This window comes from Lactobacillus sp. UMNPBX15 (assembly GCF_002553785.1).
Lineage (GTDB): Bacteria > Bacillota > Bacilli > Lactobacillales > Lactobacillaceae > Lactobacillus > Lactobacillus crispatus.
The window spans coordinates 13,207-37,066 of record NZ_PCYV01000019.1; the positions used below are offsets into that span (position 1 = coordinate 13,207).

Annotated in this window: 22 protein-coding genes; 6 read left to right on the forward strand and 16 right to left on the reverse strand. The window is 37.3% G+C overall.

Annotated elements, in window-relative coordinates:
* Nucleotides 1-62 precede the first annotated feature (62 nt).
* The 7 genes from CP366_RS05875 to CP366_RS05905 form a co-directional block, all read right to left on the reverse strand.
* Entirely contained in the window at nt 63-1,421 is a 1,359-nt protein-coding gene (locus tag CP366_RS05875) for a hemolysin family protein (RefSeq protein ID WP_089147856.1), read from the reverse strand.
* 101 nt (nt 1,422-1,522) lie between these two features.
* Complete coding sequence (locus CP366_RS05880; protein ID WP_089147855.1) at nt 1,523-2,179, reverse strand: nitroreductase; 657 nt, start codon at nt 2,177-2,179, stop codon at nt 1,523-1,525.
* Nucleotides 2,180-2,250: 71 nt separating this feature from the next.
* Nucleotides 2,251-2,517: a hypothetical protein gene (locus CP366_RS05885; protein WP_005718555.1), complete on the reverse strand. Its 267-nt coding sequence runs from the start codon at nt 2,515-2,517 to the stop codon at nt 2,251-2,253.
* Between the two features lie 118 nt (nt 2,518-2,635).
* The gene (locus CP366_RS05890) at nt 2,636-3,121 is read right to left on the reverse strand and encodes a PTS glucose transporter subunit IIA (protein ID WP_005718553.1); all 486 of its coding nucleotides are present in this window, start codon (nt 3,119-3,121) and stop codon (nt 2,636-2,638) included.
* A gap of 20 nt (nt 3,122-3,141) precedes the next feature.
* Complete coding sequence (locus CP366_RS05895) at nt 3,142-3,639, reverse strand: hypothetical protein (RefSeq protein ID WP_013086011.1); 498 nt, start codon at nt 3,637-3,639, stop codon at nt 3,142-3,144.
* Nucleotides 3,626-4,435, reverse strand: a complete 810-nt coding sequence (locus tag CP366_RS05900; RefSeq protein ID WP_005718549.1) for a MurR/RpiR family transcriptional regulator — start codon at nt 4,433-4,435, stop codon at nt 3,626-3,628. The genes CP366_RS05895 and CP366_RS05900 overlap by 14 nt, the downstream gene beginning before the upstream one ends.
* 61 nt (nt 4,436-4,496) lie before the next feature.
* On the reverse strand, nt 4,497-6,377 hold the full coding sequence (locus tag CP366_RS05905; RefSeq protein ID WP_089147854.1) for an alpha-glucoside-specific PTS transporter subunit IIBC: 1,881 nt from the start codon (nt 6,375-6,377) through the stop codon (nt 4,497-4,499).
* Nucleotides 6,378-6,988: 611 nt separating this feature from the next.
* On the opposite strand from CP366_RS05905, the gene CP366_RS05910 reads away from it, so the two are divergent.
* Nucleotides 6,989-7,795, forward strand: a complete 807-nt coding sequence (locus CP366_RS05910; RefSeq protein ID WP_057726555.1) for a Cof-type HAD-IIB family hydrolase — start codon at nt 6,989-6,991, stop codon at nt 7,793-7,795.
* Between the two features lie 55 nt (nt 7,796-7,850).
* On the opposite strand, the gene CP366_RS05915 is transcribed toward CP366_RS05910, so the two are convergent.
* Both CP366_RS05915 and CP366_RS05920 read right to left on the reverse strand, forming a co-directional pair.
* The gene (locus CP366_RS05915; protein WP_089147853.1) at nt 7,851-8,699 is read right to left on the reverse strand and encodes a patatin family protein; all 849 of its coding nucleotides are present in this window, start codon (nt 8,697-8,699) and stop codon (nt 7,851-7,853) included.
* Nucleotides 8,700-8,766: 67 nt separating this feature from the next.
* Nucleotides 8,767-11,166, reverse strand: coding sequence for a phosphoketolase family protein (locus CP366_RS05920; RefSeq protein ID WP_089147852.1), 2,400 nt, complete (start codon nt 11,164-11,166; stop codon nt 8,767-8,769).
* A 300-nt stretch (nt 11,167-11,466) separates the two neighbouring features.
* On the opposite strand from CP366_RS05920, the gene CP366_RS05925 reads away from it, so the two are divergent.
* The 3 genes from CP366_RS05925 (at nt 11,467) to CP366_RS05935 (ending at nt 13,545) form a co-directional block, all read left to right on the forward strand.
* Nucleotides 11,467-12,231 carry a DeoR/GlpR family DNA-binding transcription regulator gene (locus CP366_RS05925; RefSeq protein WP_061204522.1) on the forward strand — a complete coding sequence of 255 codons (765 nt, stop codon included), beginning with the start codon at nt 11,467-11,469 and terminating at the stop codon, nt 12,229-12,231.
* A gap of 5 nt (nt 12,232-12,236) precedes the next feature.
* Complete coding sequence (locus tag CP366_RS05930; protein ID WP_023487971.1) at nt 12,237-12,596, forward strand: bacteriocin immunity protein; 360 nt, start codon at nt 12,237-12,239, stop codon at nt 12,594-12,596.
* A gap of 121 nt (nt 12,597-12,717) precedes the next feature.
* Nucleotides 12,718-13,545, forward strand: a complete 828-nt coding sequence (locus CP366_RS05935; RefSeq protein ID WP_005724276.1) for a Cof-type HAD-IIB family hydrolase — start codon at nt 12,718-12,720, stop codon at nt 13,543-13,545.
* A gap of 93 nt (nt 13,546-13,638) precedes the next feature.
* Here the strand turns inward: CP366_RS05935 and CP366_RS05940 are convergent, their stop codons facing one another.
* The 6 genes from CP366_RS05940 to CP366_RS05965 form a co-directional block, all read right to left on the reverse strand.
* Nucleotides 13,639-14,364, reverse strand: coding sequence for a GntR family transcriptional regulator (locus CP366_RS05940; RefSeq protein WP_089147851.1), 726 nt, complete (start codon nt 14,362-14,364; stop codon nt 13,639-13,641).
* The gene (locus CP366_RS05945; protein ID WP_089147850.1) at nt 14,364-15,290 is read right to left on the reverse strand and encodes a nucleoside hydrolase; all 927 of its coding nucleotides are present in this window, start codon (nt 15,288-15,290) and stop codon (nt 14,364-14,366) included. The genes CP366_RS05940 and CP366_RS05945 overlap by 1 nt, the downstream gene beginning before the upstream one ends.
* Nucleotides 15,291-15,371: 81 nt before the next feature.
* Nucleotides 15,372-17,381 carry a KUP/HAK/KT family potassium transporter gene (locus CP366_RS05950; RefSeq protein WP_089147849.1) on the reverse strand — a complete coding sequence of 670 codons (2,010 nt, stop codon included), beginning with the start codon at nt 17,379-17,381 and terminating at the stop codon, nt 15,372-15,374.
* A 132-nt stretch (nt 17,382-17,513) separates the two neighbouring features.
* Nucleotides 17,514-18,206 (reverse strand): ribose-5-phosphate isomerase RpiA, encoded by a 693-nt coding sequence (gene rpiA / locus CP366_RS05955; RefSeq protein ID WP_089147848.1) that lies wholly within the window; start codon nt 18,204-18,206, stop codon nt 17,514-17,516.
* On the reverse strand, nt 18,206-19,132 hold the full coding sequence (gene rbsK, locus CP366_RS05960; protein WP_005721531.1) for a ribokinase: 927 nt from the start codon (nt 19,130-19,132) through the stop codon (nt 18,206-18,208). Before rbsK ends, rpiA begins: the two co-directional genes overlap by 1 nt.
* Nucleotides 19,133-19,221: 89 nt before the next feature.
* Entirely contained in the window at nt 19,222-20,025 is an 804-nt protein-coding gene (locus CP366_RS05965) for a DUF4931 domain-containing protein (RefSeq protein WP_005728555.1), read from the reverse strand.
* A gap of 163 nt (nt 20,026-20,188) precedes the next feature.
* Between CP366_RS05965 and CP366_RS05970 the strand changes: the two genes are divergently transcribed.
* Nucleotides 20,189-21,493, forward strand: coding sequence for an extracellular solute-binding protein (locus tag CP366_RS05970; RefSeq protein ID WP_065989025.1), 1,305 nt, complete (start codon nt 20,189-20,191; stop codon nt 21,491-21,493).
* 62 nt (nt 21,494-21,555) lie between these two features.
* Here CP366_RS05970 and CP366_RS05975 read toward each other — a convergent pair whose 3' ends face one another.
* Nucleotides 21,556-22,956 (reverse strand): hypothetical protein, encoded by a 1,401-nt coding sequence (locus tag CP366_RS05975; RefSeq protein ID WP_089147847.1) that lies wholly within the window; start codon nt 22,954-22,956, stop codon nt 21,556-21,558.
* Nucleotides 22,957-23,107: 151 nt separating this feature from the next.
* Between CP366_RS05975 and CP366_RS05980 the strand changes: the two genes are divergently transcribed.
* The gene (locus tag CP366_RS05980) at nt 23,108-23,605 is read left to right on the forward strand and encodes a hypothetical protein (protein ID WP_013085996.1); all 498 of its coding nucleotides are present in this window, start codon (nt 23,108-23,110) and stop codon (nt 23,603-23,605) included.
* Nucleotides 23,606-23,860 lie beyond the last annotated feature (255 nt).

Here is a 23,860-nt window from a genome sequence, read left to right on the forward strand (position 1 = left end):
AAAGAATTATAACATCTTTAAACAAAAAAAGCGTCATTTTCAACGCTTCCTCTGAATAATTTCTAATTTTCATCCTTTGATTGATCGCCTTTTTGATCTTTATCCTTAATCGGTTCAACGATAAACCAGCGCATAAAGCCTTGTTCGATACTGTCTAAGGTAAACTTATATCCTTCAAGTTCAATTGATTCACCCTTTTTCAAGTTAGGATAATGTTCCATCATGTAACCACCAATGGTAATAATATCGCTATCTTGAAAGGCCTTCAGATCTGTATGGAAGAAACGCTCAAAGTCATATAAAGTCGTCTTACCTGAAACATGAACTTGACCATCCTTGTCCTTGATAATGTAATCATCTGAAACATCATCAATTTCATCCTTAACAGAACCGAAAAGCTCTTCATAAATATCCTTATCAGTAACGATCCCACTAGTACCACCATATTCGTCAACTACTAAGACAATTGGTGTGTGCTTAGAAATCATCAAGTGCAAGATATCTTGAATTGGCATTGATTCAGGTACCGTGATAATAGTTCTAATAATTCTTGTTACTGGTACGTTGCCATCAATTTGGCTTTGTTGCACAATGTCGTACGCATAAACATAACCCACAACGTCATCTTTATCATTATCACGCACAACTGGAAAACGACTGTAGCCTTCTTCCAAGTATTTTTTCAAGGCATAGGCAATTGTATCAGTTGAATCAAGTACTGACAATCTTGTTCTGTCAGTCATGATGTCCTTAGCAACCTTATCGTTTAATTCGAAGGCTCTTTCCATATAAGTTAAGTCTTCTTTATCAAGCGAACCACCATGAACCGCATTACGCGACAACTTGATGATTTCAGATTGTGAATAAACTTCATTTTCTTCATCAGCTGGAGTAAAGCCCATCAATTTTAAGATTCCATTGGAGCTAGTATTTAATAGCCAAACGAATGGATAAACAATCGTATGGAAAATATGAAGTGGCGTAACGATCCCCATCATCATCGGTACTGGCTTGTCAATCGCAATATTCTTAGGCACAACTTCAGTTAAGACAACTTCCAAATAAGTTAATAAAACTACGCCTAAGATTGCACTAACTGACTTGATGAGTGATTCATTCATTGGCGTCAAATGGAAAAGATCTTCCAAGATGCTTGCGAATGTATCAGCCGAGAACCAACCCAAGACTACACCAACCAAAGTGGTACCAACCTGAGTAGTTGACAAATACTCATTCAAGTTGTGCGTCATATGCAAAGCACGACGCAACTTTTTCTTATTTCCTTGACCCTTAGCAAGCATATCTTCGAGCTGACTTGGTCTAGTTTGAACTAACGCAAATTCCGCAGCAACAAAGAATGATGCAACGATAAATATTAATAATGTTGCAACTAAATTAGTTACTATTTGAGCTGGACTCAAAGTATTATCACCTTTTTTTACAAATATATTACTAAAACCTATTTTACCATTTCTTGCCTAAAATAGTGCAGTTTTACACAAGGGATAACGGTTTTTGTAATTTATTCGACCACCTTGTAAATTTCATTAAACGGTACACGCTTTGGAATAAATTTAGGATCATTAATTTCAGCATTCTTGTCGATATAGCCAACTGCAATTGCCATTCCGACAGCTTCATCATCTGGAATTTGGGCATATTCTCTAACCAATTCTGGGTATGAAACCATTGAATGAGCTGGCATCACACCTAAGCCACGGTTAATGGCTAAAAGCATGATACTTTGTGCAAAAATTCCTAAGTCAAAAACGGACCAAGCTGGAGATTTCTTCGGAACCGTTAAAAAGATAATTGCTGGTGCATTGAACATTGTTTTATTCGCATCATTAAATAATTGAAGCTTATTTCTGAAAAAGAAACTTTGGGATGCACCCATCGTAGCCATATTACGACTTGGATAAGTATCCCAGTCTAGTGATAGCATTGAAGCAAAATCTTCATGTGCAGCTTCTTTATCATCAATCTTTTTAGCTGAAGCAGCCTTAAACTTGCTTAAAGCATCCCCCATCAAAACATATGTACGCCATGGCTGAGAATTAAGCAATGAAGGTGATTGCTGTGCCATTTTAACGATTCCAGCAATTGTTTTTTCTTGTAATTTTCTATTAGTAAACTTCCGCGTTACATGTTCCTTTTCATAAACATCCTTAAAATTCATTTTTCCTCAATTCCTTTTTGCTTATATAATAACAATCTATATTTTATTATAGTAAAAAACTGTTAAAAAGCTTAATTATTGCTCTTTTCTTGCTTTTTCTTTTCTGCTGCCTGTTTTTTTAAATAAGCACTCATTGCAAGATCATTTTTTCGCATAGCAATAAACGCAGTAATGGTTAAAGTTAATCCACCAAGACAAATCACAAGTAAGCCAATCGGAAACAAGAAGTCTGCTCCCTTAGGAATAAATGATGCCTTAATTACCCAGCATGCTATACCAATTAACATCAAAACTATACCCACAATGACTGCCTTAGTGTTCGGTCGATATCTTTTCATAAATGACCTTCTTTCTTAATTAACATTCTAACAGAAAAAGCTTAGCTTCAACGTAGAAGCTAAGCCGAAAACTAGAGAAATAGTCGTTAAATTTTTACATGAGAGAGGGGAAAGTTGACTATTTAAGTTCGATAGTTTGTACTTTTTGGGAATGTTCAACACTGCCTTTTTCAATCGGAGTAACTGACTTAATCAGGTCCATGTTGGTGTAGACAACGATGCAGCTGTCATCGTATCCCTTGTCTGTAATCATTTGGAAATCCATTGTGGCTAAGGGTTGACCTTTCTTAACTTTATCGCCTTGACTAACATTCACTGTAAACGGAGCACCTTTTAGTTCAACAGTATCAAGACCCAAGTGAATCAAAAACTCAATACCTTGGTCATTCGTGATACCAATAGCATGTTTAGTTGGGAAAAGTGTGGAAATACTACCATCAACTGGTGCATAGATATGATTATCCTTAGGCTTGATAGCATAGCCATCACCTAACATCTTAGTTGAGAAGACATCGTCTTTTACATCAGTAATTGGCATAATGTCGCCATCAACTACCGCATCTACTTCAATACCCTTATTCTTTTTCTTAAAGAAATTAAACATAATTAATAACCTCTGGATTTCTAAAATTCAAGTAATAATATCAACATAAAGCTTGCGAGTAATAAACCAGCTGCAGTAAGTGAAATTGCGATTATTACTCGACTAACACCATCTTGCGTTTTCTTCAAAGCTTTTGCTCGATAAAAACCTAAGATAGCTAATACTACGCAAAGCAAGTTGCCAACAAAGAGCTGAGCAATCATCTGACTTCCCATCAAGAAGCGATAAGTCTGTCGATTGATTAAAAACTGCTTGTGGTTTAACAACATATAGTAGCCTAGTATGAAGTCAACGATAGCAACGATTGTACTAATCGCAATCATCGGCTGCTTCATAATCATCATCCGAATCGATTGACCAGAAGCACCGCTTCGTAGTGCAATCATCGCCCAAAACAATAGTGGAGCAATGAAAAGTACGTATGAATACCAAGTCAAAATCTTCTTAGTATCCAAGTGCATGCTTTCGGTTATTCGATCGATAAAGTTGCCAACTTTTCGTTTACTAATTGCCCACATTGATCTCTACATCCTCTCCTTGACTCTGTTGCCAAGCTACATATTCACTAATTACCAAATCAATCAAGAAGTACGCTGGGGTAAAGGCAACCTTCCCGCTCTTAAAGTCGGCATCATCAGTAAAGGCAATCGTTGGAAAATAAATGTTGTGCTGCACTAATGAAGCTAATTTATTTTGCTTCAGGTTAGTGAACGAAACATATTTGAATTTATCATTCACTAGTTCCAACTTAGTGATTTCCTCATTGATCGTTTTATTATCACCCGTAAACGAGATAATAAACAAAACATCGCCTTTTTGAGCAAAGCGTCCCGCAGCTTTTAACTCCTCTAATGCTGATGGCAAAACAGTTGCATGCTTGCCAACTACAAACAATTCATGAGCCAAATATTGTGCGATTAACTCTTGTTGCCAACCAGTAGAGTAAATGTAAATTGTCCCTGCATTATCTAAATCGCGATACAAGCTATTGAAATCACGTTGTTTGAAATACTTCAACACGTCTGAATTTACTTTACTAAGTTCCCGCGCAAAATTATTTTCAATTTTGATTGGTTTTTGCTTCGATTCGGCTAATTCAACCAAATCAAATTTAAGCTCACTGTAGCCACTTAGTCCTAGCTTTTTACATAACCGGAAAATTGCGGATTCGGATACATAAAGCTTTTTAGCTAATTTGGCTAAGCTTAATTTGCTACAGTCTCTCGGATTATTTAGAACATATTGAACTATCTGTTTTTCAGAATCGTTCAATTTATGACTATTGTCATAGACCATTGATCTCAAATTTGCCATAATACCTGTGCCCTTATCAATATATAATTTATATATTAATGATAACACAAGCGCTTTCAGATTATAGCAATTGTTTCATTTGATCAACAACTTGATCGGCATCCAATCCGACAACGATGTCAACCTCGTTGTTATCTTTATGTTGTACTTCGTAAGAATCTGCGATCTTCTTGAATTCTGAATCTGGAGCGACCTTCTTAGGATCAACGACATGAGTTCTTACTCTAGTTGAGCAAGCAATGACATCTTGAATGTTGGAGTCACCACCAAGCAAGTCAACGATACCAGTAGTTCTTTCAATATAAGGATTATCTTGTTCAGTTGATACCTTAGCGTCGCCACCTTGTTGTTGCATTAAAGTGTTCATTTCATCAAGAACTTGAGGTACGTCCAAACCTACGATAACTTGGATAGCCTTACCGTGGTGTACGACATTGACAGCCTTGTTTGCTTTAAATGCGGCATCTGAAGCAACTTTATTTGGATCGGCAACAGATACACGTAATCTAGTAGCACATGAACTCAATTCTGTAATGTTTGAAGGACCACCTAATAATTCAAGGTAAGCAGTTGCTCTTTCAATGTAAGGGTCATTAGCGTCCTTACCAGCAGCTTCTGCAGCTTTCTTAGCCTTGTATTCTTTCTTTGAAAGAAGGTGAACATCTTGATCATCGGCTTCACGACCTGGAGTAATGTAGTTGAACTTCTCGATCATGATCTTGAAGACGAAGTAAGTGATAATACCGAAAATAATACCAACGATAAATTCCATGACGTAGGTCTTCCAGTGGTTTTGCCAAAGTGGAATCCAGTTCATTGAAGCGATACCGATCGCACCATCTGACATGAATCCTCTTAAACCAAAGGCCCACATAACTGTGTTCATCGTGGCTGACAATACTGAGTAAACTACCCAAAGAACTGGAGCAGCAAACAAATAAGTAAAGTCGATAGGTTCAGTAATACCAGCTAATACTGAGGTTAAAGCAGCTGGGATAAGCAAAGCTGAAGTTTGCTTCTTCTTGTTCTTCTTAGCAGTTGCGTAGAAGGCAAGACAGATAAATGGTACTAAGAATACCTTTTCGTTACCGTAAAGTTGGAATCCTTCAACTGAAGCGATTTGTGAAAGTGGTTTAGTACTTGCAGCGTATTCAGCAAGGTGTTTCAACCAGTATGGTTGCAAACCGCCGGCAACAACGGCTGGACCGAATTGGAATGGAATGTATACCAAGTGGTGAAGACCAGTAGGAATCAATACACGGTTCAAGAATTGGTAAATCCAAACACCGATAAATCCACTATCTACGATGAAGTGTTGCATGCTGGTGATACCCATTTGAACTTTTGGCCAGCCCCAGCAGGTAATGAGTGCTAAAGGAATCATTACGAAGAATGCTAAAGCGTAGACATAAGTTGAACCTTGGAAAGTACCAAGCCAGTCTGGCAACTTCTTGTCAAAGTACTTGTTGTGTAGCCATACAACAATCAAAGCAACAACCAAGGCACCTAAGATACTAGTGTCAAGAGTCTTGATACCAGCAATGTTAGTTAAACCGTGGTTAGTAGCGTTAGCAACAATTTGAATCTTGTCAAAGTTAGGAATACCAAATGCTGCACCCCAGTGGGTAAGCATTGCACCGATGAAGTAGTTGTAAGTCAAGTAAGCAATAACTGCTTCCATGGCTGCTCTACCTCTAGCCTTGTTGGCTAAACCGATTGGCAAACCTACAGTAAACAAAATACCTTCTTGGTTGAATACTGTCCAACCACCAGCTGAAATTGTGTCCCAAACTGAGTTCCATGTAGTTCCCGGGTTGGCAATTGAACCAAACAGAGTCGGGTTATTGAACAAACTACCTAAAGCTACGACAATACCCGCAAACGAGAACAGCATAACTGGGACGAACATAGCGGCCCCAAACCGCTGTATTTTCTGCATCATAATCGTTTACCTCTGAAGAAAAAAATTAAATCAATAACTTATTCTTACATCTACACCTGCATCTACATCTTTATTTCATCAGATCAAGTCAACCGCAAGGTGCTCATACAATTGACTTTTGCCATTTGTGCTTCACACAAATATTTACTCCTCAAAAATGTTTTAAGATAAAACGTCCAGTTGATATCAAATTCTGAACTTAACTCTATCTTAGTAGCTAGCTTACATTTTTATTTATACCATAGTTTTAAGCTAATGTAAGCGCTTTTTAAAACTATGACTTATTGTTTCATAAAGTTAAGATGATATTTCATTTCATGAAATTTATTTCAGCCCTTCAATGATGTATATACCAATATTTATACCCCCCTTTATTTTGCTTGTCGCGCCTATGTTTAATCATTTACTTTACATACAAAAATAACATGTCAATAAATATGCTATAGACATTCTCTATTTATACACATAAAATCCTCTGCAATATATTTCATTTCATGAAACGAAACAAGTGATAAAACCTTTTTCCTTTCCAAGATGAACTACTTTGCTTACTGAAATAACACAAAGTCTGGCATAATTAACGGTAAGTTAAATGCACAGGAGGAATTATTATGACAATCAAATTTATTGCACTTGATACCGATGGTACCTTGCTTAATTCAACAGGTAAGATTTTGCCCAGTACAAAAAAGGCAGTTAAAACAGCTTTAGACCAAGGAATAAAAGTTGCTTTATGTTCTGGTCGGCCAATCGCAGGATTAAAACATTTTATGGACGAATTAGGAATTATTGGACCTGATCAATATGCTATCACTCTTAATGGCGCAATTACCCGCACAGCAGATGGCAAGATAATGACTAAAGATCTAGTTTCTAATCGACTTTATCGTAAAATGTATGCTTTTGCTAACGAGCATCATTTACCTTTTAACGTTGTTTCCCCTGATTCAAAAATAATTACAGGAGATCATGATGTTGATTTAATGGTTTATACTCAAGCTTACGAAAATAGTGCGACTTTATACATTAGAGAGCCAGATGAATTGCCTAGTGATTTTGAAATTGCTAAAGGTTGTTTTGCCACTAAAGCTAAGTTGTTAGACCAATGGGAGGATAAAATTCGCCAAGAATTTGGGCAAGAGCTGTATATTGTTCGTGCCGACGATTGCTTCTTAGAGCTACTTCACCCTAATGTTAATAAAGGAACCGGATTAAAAGAATTAACTGAAAAACTTGGCATTACTCCAGAAGAGGTCATGGCAATTGGAGACGAAAGAAATGATATTACCATGTTTGACTTTGCTGGAACAGCTGTTTGCATGGGTAATGGCTCCGAAGAAGCGAAAAAGCATGCTGATTATGTTACCACTTCAAATGACGAAGATGGCATCAGCAATGCTTTTGAGAAATTTTTATGAACAACCTAAAACAAGTATCTGAGAAGTGATTAATCTTTCCTAGATACTTGTTTTATTATTTGTTCAAATATTCACGCAAAGCTGGCAAAACTTTCTCCGCCTCAACTCGTCCGACCTCATACACTCGTCGCATCTCTTTTTTATCTGTTTCTAAAGTGCCAATTTCAAGCGGAAACGGTGGACGAATAATAAAAGCTTGGTCAGCAGCTTCATCTTTTACCATCTGATCAAGCACCGCATTATAATCCTCAGCTCTAGTAGCCAATTTTTTTACTACTGCGGGGTATTTCCTTAAAATTACTTTTTCCAGTGGATAGAGCTTACTCTGCTTTTTGCGATAAGACTTCGGCTGTGTAGCAATGACTACCTTTTTATCACAGTTTTGCTGCTCTAAAAAATCATACGGAATTGAATCAGATACACCGCCATCAAAGTAATAATGCCCATGAATTGCAACTGGATGAGCAAAAAATGGAATCGACGACGAGGCTCTAATCCACTCTAAGTCAACATAACCTGCATCATGTAATTGATGATAAACCGACTCACCTGTTGCAGCATCAGTTGCAACACACCAAAAGTCCATTGGATTAGTCATAAATTTTTCTTTATCAAAAACATCCAACTTATCAGGCAAAATATGGTAACAAAAGTTAGCCGCATACAAATTGCCTGACCGCCGCCATGACTTCCAACTAGCATAATATGGTTTCCCCGCAAAGCGCATGTTGTAGCGCAATACTCTTCCCTTTTGCTCCGACTTCAAGTTTACGCCAAAGGCAGCACCGGCTGAAACGCCAATTGCTAAATCAAAGGTTATGTCATTTTCTAAAAACACATCAATTACGCCAGCTGTAAACAGCCCACGCATTGCTCCACCTTCAAGTACTAACCCACTTTTCATATTTTCCCTCTTTATCAAAAAAAGACCTACGCTTTTCGCATAGGTCTAATTTATTCTTATTTTAATTTTACTTCAAGCCCGACCATTGCCATTCAGTTACTTCTGGCATATCCTTACCATTGTCACGAATGTATTGATGGTGCTTTTCAAGCAAGTCATCCATGTGACTGATGAAGTCCGCATTCTTGCCCTTTAGCTTATCGATGCTTTCAACCGCATCCTTAGCCAAATCGAAGCGATCAAGGTGGTTCAAGACACGCATATCAAATGGAGTAGTGATATCACCATTTTCTTCATAGCAGTGAATATGAACATTGTAGCGCTTGCGAGCAAACCAAATGGATTCCATCATGCTCTTGTAGCCATGCCATGCAAAGATTACTGGCACATCCTTAGGGAATAATCTGTCAAATTCTTCAGTTGAAAGACCATTCTTGTTGTCCTTAGGATCCATGAGCTTCATGACGTCAACTACGTTAATGTAGCGAATCTTCAAATCTGGGAACTTCTTGTGCAAGATATCGATTGCGGCTAAAGTTTCAATAGTTGGTTCAGTTTCAGTTGAAGCAAAGACAACATCCGGCTTAGCACCCTTATCAGTTGAAGCCCAGTCAATGTAGCTTAAGCCCTTGTCTACCAACTTCTTGGCTTCTTCAATTGAGAACCATTGTGGACGAGGCTGCTTAGAAGTTACCAAGACATTGATGCATTCTCTGTCTTGCAGTGCCTTGTTGCCCACTGCCAAAAGCGTATTAGTGTCTGATGGCAAGTATTCATGAACAAGATCTGGACGGTTCTTTTCATACAAGTGAGTCAAGATACCTGGATCTTGGTGAGTGTAACCATTGTGGTCTTGTTGGAATACAGTTGAAGTTGCGACAAAGTTAAGTGATGGATAATCATGACGCCAGTATTGTTCCTTAGCCTTTCTTAACCACTTCATGTGTTGCGTGAGCATGGAGTCAACTACTCGGCCAAAGGCTTCATAAGTAGCGAAGAACCCATGACGGCCAGTCAAAACGTAGCCTTCAAGGAAGCCCTCATCTTGGTGCTCTGACAATTGTGAGTCAATTACTCGACCGCTTGGAGCCAAGTTTTCATCATTTGGTTCATGAACTTCTGGCTCCCATTGACGTTTTTGATTATCAAGCAATTGGAACAAACGGTTTGACTTGGATTCATCTGGGCCAAAACCGCGGAAAGTAGTTGGGTTGAGCTTAGCAACTTCATCCAAGTACTTAGCCCATTCAACCATGTCTTGGGCTTCAACTGAACCTGGCTTGTCAAACTTCAAAGCAAATTTGCGGTAGTCTGGCAAGTTCAAACGCTTAGCATCAAGGCCACCATTAGTGATTGGGTTCATGGCCATTCTATGGTCACCCTTAGCAGTGTTTTCAGTCACGATTTCCTTAGGTGAACCATCTTCGTTAAATAATTCTTCCGGCTTGTAGCTTTCCAGCCAATCAGTAAGCATATCAGCGTGTTCCATATCGCCTTGAGCAACTGGAATTGGAATTTGGTGGGCACGGAAGCTGTTTTCAATTGGGTTGCCATCCAAGTCCTTCTTTGGACCAGTCCAGCCCTTAGGGCATTGGAAAATAATCATTGGCCAATGTGGCAAGGTAGCATCATTGTTTTCACGGGCATGCTTTTGAATAGCCTTGATTTCTTCAATGACTTCATCCATGGTCTTAGCCATTTCTTCATGAACTTGCATTGGATCTTTTTCGCCATCAAAACGGCCGCCCTTAAAGACTGAAACAAAGTGAGGATCCCAGCCCATGCCGCGGAAGTATTCGGTTAATTCTTGATCGCTCATGCGAGAAACAATGGTTGGGTTAGAAATCTTAAAGCCGTTGATTTGCAAGATTGGCAGAACTGCACCATCTTTAATTGGGTTAATGAACTTGTCACTAAACCAAGAAGCAGCTAAGGGACCAGTTTCAGCTTCACCATCACCAATTTCAACAGCGGCAATAACATCTGGATTATCCAAAACAGCACCAGTACCGTGTGAAAGTGAGTAGCCTAATTCCCCACCTTCATGAATTGAACCTGGAGTTTCAGGAGCAGCGTGAGAAGCAACACCGCCTGGGAAACTGAAGCGTTTGAATAGCTTAGCCATCCCCTTTTCGTCCTGGGTAATCTCTGGGTAACGTTCAGTATATGAACCATCAAGATATGAGTTAGAAACCATTACCTGACCACCGTGACCTGAACCCTCAATATAAAACATGTTCAAGTCATACTTCTTAAGCACACGATTCAAGTGAGCATAAATAAAGTTTTGTGGTGCAATCGTGCCCCAGTGACCAATTGGCTTAGGCTTAACGTCTTCTGCCACCAACGGAGTCTTGAGAAGCGGATTCTTCATCAAGAACAATTGACCAACTGACAAGTAGTTGGCTGCGCGCCAATATGCATCAACGCTCTTTAAATAGTCTTTTGAGTCATAATCAACTGCCATCTTATTCTCCTTTGAGCATTTAAGAGTGCTCTTGTTCATTTGTTCTTTTGTTTACACTTATATCATACCAAATTATCTAAAAAGTTCAACTATTTTTATAATTGGATCCTACCAATTTAAAAAATAAGTATTTAATTTAAAATTGCATCCCTTTTTTGTTGCTATATCAACCTTTTAATGCTTTGATATAAGTATTTAGCTGCTTAAATACTGATAAGTACAGATAAACAAATATCAAATACTGACATAATCAGTGCAAAATTATTCATTCATGTTAGATTACTAAATGGAGGGCATGAGATGACCCAAGAAGAAAGATTAATACAAATTAAACAGTTACTTGAAAAAAAGCACCAATTATCAACTAGACAGATTGCAGCTCACTTCAATGTATCATTTGATACGGCAAGACGAGATGTAATTCATCTAACTGAAACTGGTCAAGCAATTAGAGTTCATGGTGGTTTGATGGAAATTAATTGCAACAGCGTACCTGATTTTTTAGCAAGAAATCAAGTACAATCACCGGTTAAGATGAAAATGGCTAGAATAGCAAAGAGATTTGTTCATCCAGGTCAATGTGATTTCATCGGTTCATCAACTACGTTAAAGCAGCTCTGTCCAATGCTTAATGGTATTGACATGCAGATCGTCACGAATTCAATCGACAACGCATTAAGCTTATTAGCAACAGAAATCCCATCAGTCAGATTGTTGGGCGGCGTTATCAACAAAAAGCAGCGTTTCATTTATTCTGAAACAGCATTAGAAACATTGCGTCAAATCCATTTCAATACTGCATTTATTGGTGGATCTCGAATCAGAGATGACGGCGTATATACACCAAGCATGGCTGATTCCAAAATTGTCGAAACCGCCGCTAGTCGCGCTAATCAAGTTGTATTAGTTGCCGAAAAATATAAATTTACTAATCAATCCTCTTCGCCATACATGTCTGTCCCCCTCAATCAGATCGATGTCCTTATTACCGACACCCCATTGCCTGAGGAATTAAAACATCATTTTAATCCAAAAACGCAAATTATACCTGTTTTAAAGGAGTGATAGTTATGTTCAGTCTCTTTAACCAAAAGAAACAAAGCGAAAGTCGTGAAGTATACCAAGATTTGAAGAATTTTTATAATAGTTTTTTTAGCAATATCTACAATGAAATGAATATTGGTCGCTATCGGCAGATTCGCGATGCAATTGGGCTTGTTCTTAATAAGTTCGACAGTGGTGATCATCCTCTTGAATACACTAGCAAATTGGTCATGTATATTCAGGCTCGAGTTGCCATGAATCACCTGCATCTAACTCATGAACAGCAAGACCTAATGAAAAAGCTAAGTGACGCTACCAAATATGTAAATCTTTCTTATGTTTATCTGAGTCCGCTCACTTCGGTAGAACAATTTGTTAATATTTAAGTGTATCTAGAACCTGCTCTAGATGAAAAAATGAATCCAAAAAGACCGAGTAGCTGATCTGCTCGGCCTTTTTATGCAATAATATTGTTAAAAGATATAGATTTTTTCAAAGGAAATAATTATGACAAAATTACCATTCAAAGTTGTTGCTGTCGATATGGATGGCACTTTCATGCATGATGATCAAACTTTCGATCACAAGCGCTTTGACCGCATCTTAACAGAATTACACAAAAAGGGGATTCACTTTATCGTTTCAAGTGGGCGCCCTTATACCAGATTACGCAAAGATTTTGCTGGCTTTTTAAACCGAATCGACATGATTGCTGACAATGGCTCGCTTTTGCTTCAAGATAATCAAATTATTAGCACTCATTTGCTCACTTATAAAACAACCTTAGATCTAATAAGTTTTATCAAAGAGCATTATTCCAAGAGTTCAATTATTGTCACTGGGATCAACAATTCATATACAACTATTAATGCTTCTCCTAGTTTTAAGCAGACGATGAACTTCTATTACCCCGATCGAATTGAAGTTACTGATTTAGCAGCGGCTATCAATCCGCAGGATATGATTACTAAAATCACCTTAAGTTATCAATATGATTTTTCCGCGGAATTAGAAAAAGAATTCAACCAAACCCATGCCGAGAAGATTCACTGTACTTCTAGTGGTTTCGGTTTGCTTGATATTGTGCCTTACAGCGTTAATAAAGGGAGCGCTCTAAAATACTTCTTACGCTATTTTGGTGCTAAACCCAATGAATTAATTGCCTTTGGCGACGGAATGAATGATGCTGAGATGTTAAAACTAGCCGGTTACAGTTATGCGATGGCTAATGCAGAAGATCAAGTTAAGAAAATCGCCAAGTATGAGGCCCCGAGTAACAATGATGATGGGGTTTTAGAGGTGCTTGATTCATATTTAGCTAAAGTAGAGAAATAATAATTACTGTAAACTAAAACCGTCTGAATGAGCAAAATAAAAAAGTAGCCAAGTTTTCTTAAACTAATTGACTTAAGAAAACACAGCTACTTTTTATTTACCCAAATTAACAAAGGTATTAAAGTTCATATAATGATAATGCACGCGCATATTTGATACTTCAAACGGCGTCCCATCATCCAAGAAGAAGATCCCTTCCATTACACCAACAGGTTCAGTCGGCTTCAAATTTAGCTTCTGCTGATCTTCTTCATTCGATGGTTCAACAGTGATATTCAAGAATGACTTAGTAACGGTCTTTCCCTGTTCATCTTCCAAATAGTTAAACAAAGACTTTTGTAAAGTCTCTGGCTTTAATTCCGGCACAATTTTAATCGGCAAATATCCAGTCTCAATTAAAAATGGTTGTTCATCTAACAGTCGCAGACGCTTGAATTCATAAACAAAATCATTTTCATTTAAAAATAAGTCTTCCGCAATTTCTTTAGTTGCCTTAATCACATGAAAATCAAGCAACTTAATTTGTTGTTTTTTACCAGGGACTTTAAAAGAATCAGTGATTCCAAGATTCGATCCATCATAACGAAACATTGCCTGATTGCGCAAATATAGTGGATTAATAAAAGTTCCACTACCTCGCTTTTTAAAAACGATCCCTTGTTGAGCCAACAGCTCCAGCGCACGCTTCATTGATGATCGACTTACCTGATAGTGTTCGGCTAGACTGCGTTCATCAGGCAGTCGCATCCCCTCATACTGATTATTCAAAATATTCTGTTTAATGTCATGCATAACTGTCCGATAAACATAATCTGCCATTATTCTCGTCCTTGATTTGCCTTTTTAATACTATCAATAAACCAAGTTGCAAACTTATCCAAGTCCACATCTGTCGCAATCTCCGCATTGGCATGTTCTTGGTCCATAAAATCCATTACGCTGGCACCATAAGTATATTGCCCGCGCAATTCAATATTCACATTTGCCTTTTTCATTGTAAACATTTCCGGATGAAGCATAATTCCAACTGCAGTCGGATCATAAATCTTAATTCGCGGATCACCGTCTGGTTCATGAATGTTAGAGAAAAGTGAATACAACATATTACCCACTTCACCACATGTCTTAACTTTATCCATTTGCTCTGGTGTTAAATGGGCCTTATTTCCAATTTCAAGTGGAGCAACCTTAACTGGCAATCCACTATGAAAAACTACCTGCGCTGCTTCCGGATCTCCCGCAATATTATATTCCGCAAATGGGCTATGATTTCCGTGACCAATATTACCACCCATAATTACAATTTCCGCAATATTTTCTTTAACTTCAGGATATTGCTTAAAAAGTAAGGCAAAGTCAGTTAATGGTCCAATGCCCATCAGAGTTATTTTTTCTGGACTACTTTTAATTTCCTTAGCCATCAACGTTGCAGCAAGACCAGGTTCAATTAAAGAATCATCAGCTTGTTCAAATTCAAAGCCGGCAATCCCTGTTTTACCATGAACCGAAGCAGCACTAATCATTGGTGCCACCAGTGGTTGATTAGCACCCACTACGACAGGAACCTTAGTATGCAAAAACTTTTCTAAATTTAAGGTATTTTGCAAGGTATATTTCAGTGCCACGTTACCCCAAGTAGGCACAATCATGCGCACATCAAGTTCTTGTGCAAAAAGACTAATCGTCATGGCAGCAATGTCATCAATGCCAGGATCAGTACTGATAATTAAAGGTCTCTTGTTCATAAAATTATCCTCTCGTATTAAGTACTTTTATAATAGCAAAAAACCAACCAATTAAGAAAGTGGTTGGTTTTATTCTGATAATTATTTTTCTTTTTTGGGTTTAATACGTTGAATGTGTTCTTCTTCATGGTCACCTAATACTAATGGCACACGCTCAACCACAGTATCGGCATACTCCAGTCCGAACCAAGATGCAGGGTTAGAAGATAAATTCTGCAGCCATACTCTTGCTTCAACCATGAACTTTTCATAGCCTGTCAATTTAGTTAATGGACTAATTACGTCGTTAACAATTACAAAGGCGAAGTCCCCTACATCACGACCCGGTGTAGTAGTGAATTGTTGTGGTTGAGCTTCAATCGTTCCATCAGCGATCAAATCATGAACAATTTGCCGCAAATAAACATTTACACTGGTTTGTTTTCTAAAACCTAAATACAACTGAACGTTAATTACATTCTTAGTGCCATAAGTATTGACCGCGTATTCTGCAGTATATGGCTCGTTAGTAACATTAACAGTTACAAACCAGTAAGCCTTAGCCCGTTTAGGTCTCTTATCCAAAATTGAATAAAGCATTTCGCGCTTAATGAATTTATTATACTTAACCTTAGCCATATAAACTACATTCGTAGCGTAAACTGGATAATCATCACAGTGGCTCAACTCAGTCAACATATCTGTATATTCATCTAAGCGAACATAAGCATTCTGCTCCTCACGCTTATCACGGATCTTATTGCCATAGAACCACACGTACATGATTGCCAAAATAAAACCAGCAATTAAAACAGTGACGTAACCGCCATGCAAAAACTTAGTTAAGCTTGAGAATAAGAACATCCCTTCAATAAAGGCAAAGACTACTAAGAAAATGCATCGTATTGATAGCGCGGTACCTTTTTTACCCAGATATTCAAATAATAAGATAGTTGTCATCAACATGGTAACCGTGATGGCCAGACCATATGCTGCTTCCATATGATGTGAAGTTCTAAATAAGAAAACAATTGCAACTGTAATGACACAGATCATATTATTAATTGAAGGAATATAAATCTGTCCCTTCTCATTTGAAGGATAGATAATATTCATTCTTGGTAAAAATTTTAAACTACTTGCTTCAGCTACTAAAGTGAATGAACCCGTAATCAAAGCCTGAGAAGCAATAATAGCGGCAATCGTAGCCAAAGCAATAGCAAACAATCTTAGACTACTTGGTACTGCTTCAAAAAATGGATTGAAATCACCATTACCAGCATGATAATTAGCATTTTGTAAAATCCAGACGCCTTGCCCTAAATAGTTTAAAATCAAGCAAACAAACACATAAGGCCAAGAGCCCATAATATTACTTTTCCCGACATGTCCGACATCTGAATAAAGAGCCTCAGCACCAGTAGTTGCCAAGAAAATTGAACCTAAAATCAAAATACCCACTTTATTAGCAGGACTAAATAAAATACGCAAAGCATGAATTGGATTAATTGCATCAAGCAAACTCCAATCATGGCTTAAGTTCATAAGTCCAATAAGCCCTAAAAAAGTAAACCACAGGAGCATGATTGGACCAAAGGCCTTACCAATCACACTCGTTCCCATTCTTTGAATTGAAAATAGTAAAACCAGGATAACAATAGTAATCAAGATAACCATATCTTGCGACGAAACTGGAATTACATCACCAAAGCGCATATTTTTCAATCCTTCAATTGAAGTTGTAACAGTCACAGCTGGAGTTAATGTCCCATCAGCTAACAATGCTGCTCCACCAATTAAAGCTGGGATAACTAGCCATTTAGCCCTCTTTCTAACCAATGCATAAAGAGAGAAGATCCCTCCTTCACCATGATTAGTCGCCTTCAAGGCAATTATCACATATTTGACCGTTGTCAATAATGTAACAGTCCAAAAAATCAACGAAATGGAGCCAACAATTAGTTCACGGTTAACATTACTAATTCCACCATTTTCAGTCACAATCGACTTCATAACATACAAAGGACTAGTACCAATATCACCATAGACAATGCCGATAGCAATTAAAAGGCCAGCAAAAGACACCTTTTGCTTACCAGATATTTTATTCATAAGTTTTTATCCTCTATTTCACTTAAAAATTAAAATTTTTACTAGTATAGAAAAAGTATAGATTTTTTGCAATAAAAATATATCTTTTTAAAAAAATAAAAAAGGAGATGAAATCTCCTTCAGTCACTTAATTTACTTTTTCTTATCTTCGATGGTGCCATCACTATGAGCAATAATTACTTCGTCACACATATCCAGGAACAAGCCATGTTCAACTACGCCAACAGTATGATCAAGGTAATCAGCTAAACCATGAGGTGCTGGAACAGGATCTGCAGCCAAATCAATAATATAATTTCCATAGTGAGTCACATAACGTTGATTGCCTTCCATACGCCACCGAGGCTTTAATCCTTCTTGTTCAAAACGTTTAAAGTTTTGTTCACAAGAAATTGGTAAAACTTCAACTGGTAATGGGAAGCCGCTTAAACGATGCACTAATTTTGATTCATCAACGATCCAAATGATCTTCTTAGAATTGATTGCTACATTTTTTTCTAAAGTTAATGCACCACCGCCGCCTTTGATTCCATCCAAGTTATCGGCAACCCGATCAGCACCATCTACAGTTAAATCAGCTTGATCAATATCGGCCAATTCACTAACTTTAAAGCCTAAGCCCTCAAGTTGTTTTTTACTACGGTTACTAGTAGTTACGATAGCCTTCAGTTTTAAGCCGTCTTCATCTTTGCGCTTACCTAAAGCATCAATGAAAAAGGCAACGGTTGAACCTGTACCAACGCCCAATACCATACCTGATTTAACCATGGCAGCTGCTTTTTCTGCTGCTTCTTTTTTCAAACGATCTTGTTCTTGCTTGTTCATTATTCATCATCCTCCATCGCCTGTTTAACTTCCTGTTCAGTTGGAATTGAAGGCTGAGCACCTAAACGTTGTACGGCAATTGAAGATGCACGACTTGCAATTTTAGCTGCTTCTTCAAAGTTAGATAGGTCAGAATTCAAATTGCTTACCAAATATCCAATAAAGGTATCTCCTGCACCAGTAGTATCGGCTGCTTCAACTTTATAAGTTGGTATTAATTCTTCAACATCGGGAGTTGAAATATACGCACCCTTATCACCATAGGTAATAACCACGTTTTTTACACCAAGCATGTGTAGTTTTTCTGCATTAGTGGCCAGCGTTGAATTATCTTTAATTGCAATGCCAGTGATCTTGGCACTTTCAGTTTCATTCGGTGTAATGATATCAGTATATTGCAGTAATTCTTTAGGAATCTCATCAACTGCAGGAGCTGGATTTAAAATAGTGATTTTTTTGGCCTTTTTAGCAATCTTAAATGCTTCAAGCGTCACATCTAGTGGGATTTCGAATTGAGCAATTACACAATCCCAACTCTTAATCAAATCACCAGCTGCACGGATATCTTCCACTGTCAGTTCATAATTTGCGCCGTGATCAATAATGATGTCATTTTGCCCAGCTTCATTCAACGTGATATAAGCATGGCCTGTCTTTGCTCCCATTGTGGTTTGCACATAAGTTGTGTCCACGCCATAACTCTTGAGCTGATGCGTGATAAAATTTCCTTCACTATCTTCACCTACACGGTTAATAAAGTAAGTTTCAGCTCCACTTTTAGCAGCTGCAATTGCCTGATTAGCACCCTTACCGCCACCAGCAGTAGTAATGTCTAGCGCATTAATTGTTTCACCAGGCTTAGGAAAGTCTTTTACATGTAATGTTGTATCAACATTACTTGAACCAATAACTACAATCTTCTTCATTATGAGCATCCTCTTCTAAAAATGGATTTATTCAACCTCAATTATAACAAAAAACGTATTCAAAATATTGAACACACATTTTTGAAATCTTACTGTAAAATACCACCATTAACGAAGCCTTTTAAGCGCTCAGCTTCCCACTTCAATGTATCTGAATCGTCAACTTGCGAGATCTTATACCCAACGAAATATGGTGAAGCATAGAATCGTGGAATAATCTTGCAACAAGTACCTTGACCATCATTAATTGGATAGAAAAATAAGTTATAAGAATCAACACCATGTGACAAGACTGAACGCACATATTGTGTGCCCTTTTGAATCAAATCGGCCCAAGTATCCAAATTAGTATTATCATGTGTCAAAATATTTACTTCTTGGTAGCCTTGAACTGGACGCGCAGATAAGTTCATTTCAACTGAACCCGAACGCCCGACTTCAAATCCTTTAAAGTTATCAGCGCCAATATCGTGATAGCCATCTTTATGATATAAGCCCACGATCTGCATATGTGGATGAGTTAAAGAACCATCAGACTTGGGACCAAAATTTTTATACCAAAGCACACTCTGATAACGGCCTGAATTATTCATTTTTTGAAAACACTTCAAGCCAAACTTCATCAACTCTTGATTATCTTCACGCGTATAAGTTGAAATATCTCCCTGGTGATCACTTGATTCAATTAAAATTGTTTGATTAGTATCCTTTAACGTAGGGTACTTATTCTTCAACCAAATCTTATCGCCATCTTTTTCATAAATATTAATTAGATGCTGCACATCACAAAAAGGACAGCCAGCATTCTGATTTCCTTGCCGATTACCATAATCATAATCATATGGCTTACGCTTACCAATTGAATATTCATACACTAAAGGATTCTTGTCCATATTTTTCACCTGCTAAACCAAAGATATCATACATTTAACATCATTTTAACAATTTCATCGGTTAATTGTGAACATTTTTATTAATAAAGCTAGGAATAGTACGTCTATCTATGATAAACTACCTTTGTAAAAGAAATACATGATATACATGAGAGGAAGAATCATGAAATTCTATAAAAAATTGGTACTTACTGGTGCCGCAGCTTTAGCTGTTCTAGGCTTGAGTGCATGTTCAAATAATAATTCTAGTTCATCTTCATCTAATAAGAAGATTCCAACTAAGATTAACAAGAAGACTACCGTTACCTTTTGGTATTCACTAACTGGTAATGCGCAAAGCAGTTTGCAAAAATTGACTAAAGATTTTGAAAAGAAAAATCCTAACATTACTATCAAGTTGCAAAGCCAAGGTGGCAACTACTCTGATTTACAATCTAAGTTGGTTTCAGGTTTGCAATCGCCAAAGGATTTACCGACAATTACTCAAGCTTATCCTGGCTGGCTTTACAATGCTGCCAAGAACAATATGCTTGTTAACCTAACCCCATACATTAACAATTCTGAAATTGGCTGGGGCTCATATGCTAAGAGTGGCATTAAGAAAGCTCTTTGGGATGGTGCAAACATCAACGGTACACAATATGGTGTTCCTTTCAACAAGTCAGTTGAAGTACTTTTCTACAATAAGACCTTACTTGATAAGTATGATGTTAAAGTCCCAACTAACATGAGTGAATTGGCTTCTGCATCCGCAAAAATTTACCGTGAAAGTCACCACAAAGTACGCGGTGTTGGATTTGATGCTTTAAACAATTACTACATGATGCAAATGAAGGAAACTTACGGCAAAGACTTCAATAAGAACTTAAACTTTGCTGCCAAGGATTCCGTTAAAGCCATCAATTACTACGCTAATGGAGTAAGAGCCGGCTACTTCATGCAAGCTGGTACTGAAAAGTACATGTCAACTCCATTCAACAATGGTCGCGTTGCTATGTTCATCGGTTCAACTGCCAATGAAGCTTACCTTAAGCAAGGACTTAAGAAGGGTTACACTTATGGTGTAGCTGCTCGTCCAAGCACGATGAACGTACAACAAGGTACTGACATTTATATGTTCAAAAAAGCAACCGCAATGCAAAAGTCAGCTGCGTTTAAGTACCTTAAGTTCTTAACTTCTAAGTCATCACAACTTTACTGGGCTAAACAAACAGGCTACATGCCAGTTAATACTGCTGCTATCAACGACAAGGTTTACCAATCTGCCAAGAACAGCAAGATCCCAGCAATTATTGCCAAGACCTCTAAGAACCTTTACTTCTTACCAGTAACTAAGAATGCTACTGCCGCATATGATCAAGTTAATGCTAACATGCAAACCATTTTAGCTAAGGCAGGTAAAAAGCAATCATGGAATAGCGATATCAAGACTGGTAAAGATAAGCTTGATGCTGCTTGGAAGCAATAATTTTTCAAATAAAATATCTATCAAAAAAAGAAGTTCAGTATTAATTGAACTTCTTTTTTTACCTAATTATTTACTAAAAATGGATATTGAATTTGATCATTATCAGTTACATTCAACTTGTAACGAGCACGATATAAAGCCTTTTCTACCGCTAATTGCCCTGCAGTTGTGGCCATTGCAATCGAATATGACTTGTGTGGTGAATTGATCAGGATTTGACTGATAGAATGCTTAATGTATGACTGGATTAGAATGACATAATTCGATTCCTTACATGCACGTAAAACATTAGAAGCCTGTTTCATCTCGATAATTCGAGCTACTCCATTGTGTGCTTCAATCACCTTAGCCAAGTTAGAGGTTAAGCTCTTGTCTCCTACTACAACGGTAACTCGTTTTTTATCGAGGTCAAAATCAATTCGAGAAGCATAATCTTCATTTTGCTTTTCAGACGACTGCTTCTCCTTTTTTTCTAATTGATGCAATAAAGACTTGTGTCTACCTTTAGTCTTGTGCTTTTCCGTTTCTTTATTTTTATCCGGCTTTTCCTTCTTTTCTGGAATAGTAACTTCAGCTTCGGCATAACGCCATCTAACCCTAATGAAGGATGGATCACTGACTCGCCAAACAATACTAATCAGGTCATTTTCGTGTAAGTTAAAGTGACTTACAGTATTCATGTCTAAGTATAAAATAGCTTTTTCAGGATTTACTTGACTTAGGTTTTTGCCATTAGAGTCCTGCTTGATGTATAAACCAAAAGAATCACGGTGAACTACCGCTGGACCAAATTCGATAATTTCCTCATCTGGCGCAAAAGACTTTGCATGATGCTCAACTTTAATAATTGGACGATTGCCACTGTCATTTAAGTGATCTAGCAAAGTAACTGTATCACCGTTTTCCAGCTTTTCAATTCTAGTCAAGTGTTCATTAAAATATTGTACTGAATGACCATTCTCATCCACTGCTTCTGCACCTAGCAGCTTACGTCTAATATCATATTGTTTTTCCTTTGGTTTAGCCACAGGAATTATTTTCTTAACCACAGGCTTAGGAATAGGAGTTATGGTCGCATATTTGTTTTTATTCTTTAAAACCGTAGGACTCAGAGCTTTAGCAGCTTCTTCTTTTTTAGCTTTTTCTTTTTCAAGCTCTTCCTTCGTTTTTTTCGGCTTTATTTTTTCTACAGTATTTTCATCATTTTCTTTTTTAGTTTCTATTTCAGTTTTATTTTCTGGCTTATTCTCAGTTTTTATTTCTGGCTCATTTTTTACAGCCTGATCAGCTTTTTCCGCAATTTTAACGACTTCATTCTTATTCTCAGGTGGATTGCCTAGTACTGCCTGGTTATATATTTTACTAATAATTTTCAACGCAATCATTGACTGCTTCAGTGATTGGGGATCGCTCCCCGTCGCCTGCATTAAATCAATAATATCTTTTCTATAATCAATCGTCATATATTTACCTTCTTATTTCTTAAATAGGAATATTATACAAAAATTTTTAATGCTAATCTAATTCTTTATAGATTTTTATATTATTTTTCCTGTAAAACCATTATAATAAAAGTAGTTAAAATATCATTTATTAAATGGGGGGGAGACTACTATGAAAAAGAAACTTTTACTTTTCGTATCCTTTTTAGCCGGTTTATTGTTCTTGGTATCTACATCAACTTATGCTAGCAAGCTTCCTAAAGGCTATGGTATTGCTAAAACCTTTACCACACCAAAAGCAACCCGTGGCACCTGGTATTATCGCGAAAAGGGTGATAAAACAATTTCTAAGGTAAAGATCACTGCTCATAGCGTAGATGGTAAAAAGCTTTACGTACCTTCACAAAAGTTCTTCGAGAAAAATGTTTACAACGTTTCAGCTAAGAAGCGTAATCAGTTCATCAAAAAAACTGAAAATATTTATGCTGCAGCTAACTATAAAAAGGGCTTCAATGTCAACAATTGGGTTAACTTAGCTGGTGATGGTGAATACTACATCCCTGTTACTAGAACTGTTAACGGCAAAAAGGTTAAGGCATTAAGAATAGCTACTGGTGCTGGTCCTTATACTGCTGCATATGCATACAAAACTAAGGCATTGGTTAAATAATCATTGTCTAACGAAAAAGCAAATTATGCTAATTTGCTTTTTTTCTACCCAAAGTCAAGTATTATCAATGATTTAAGAAAATAAATTTACTTGTTTTAATGATGCGAATAAGGTTAAAGCAAATAAGAGTTTAAATTTAAGAAAAAGCGAAAGTACCACAAATAAGCCTATGAATACTTGTAGTTTTTCCATAGGTTGCTTATACTTAAGTTGATTATTTGATTTCAGCTAAAGTCTTTTATTTTCGGTGGCTAT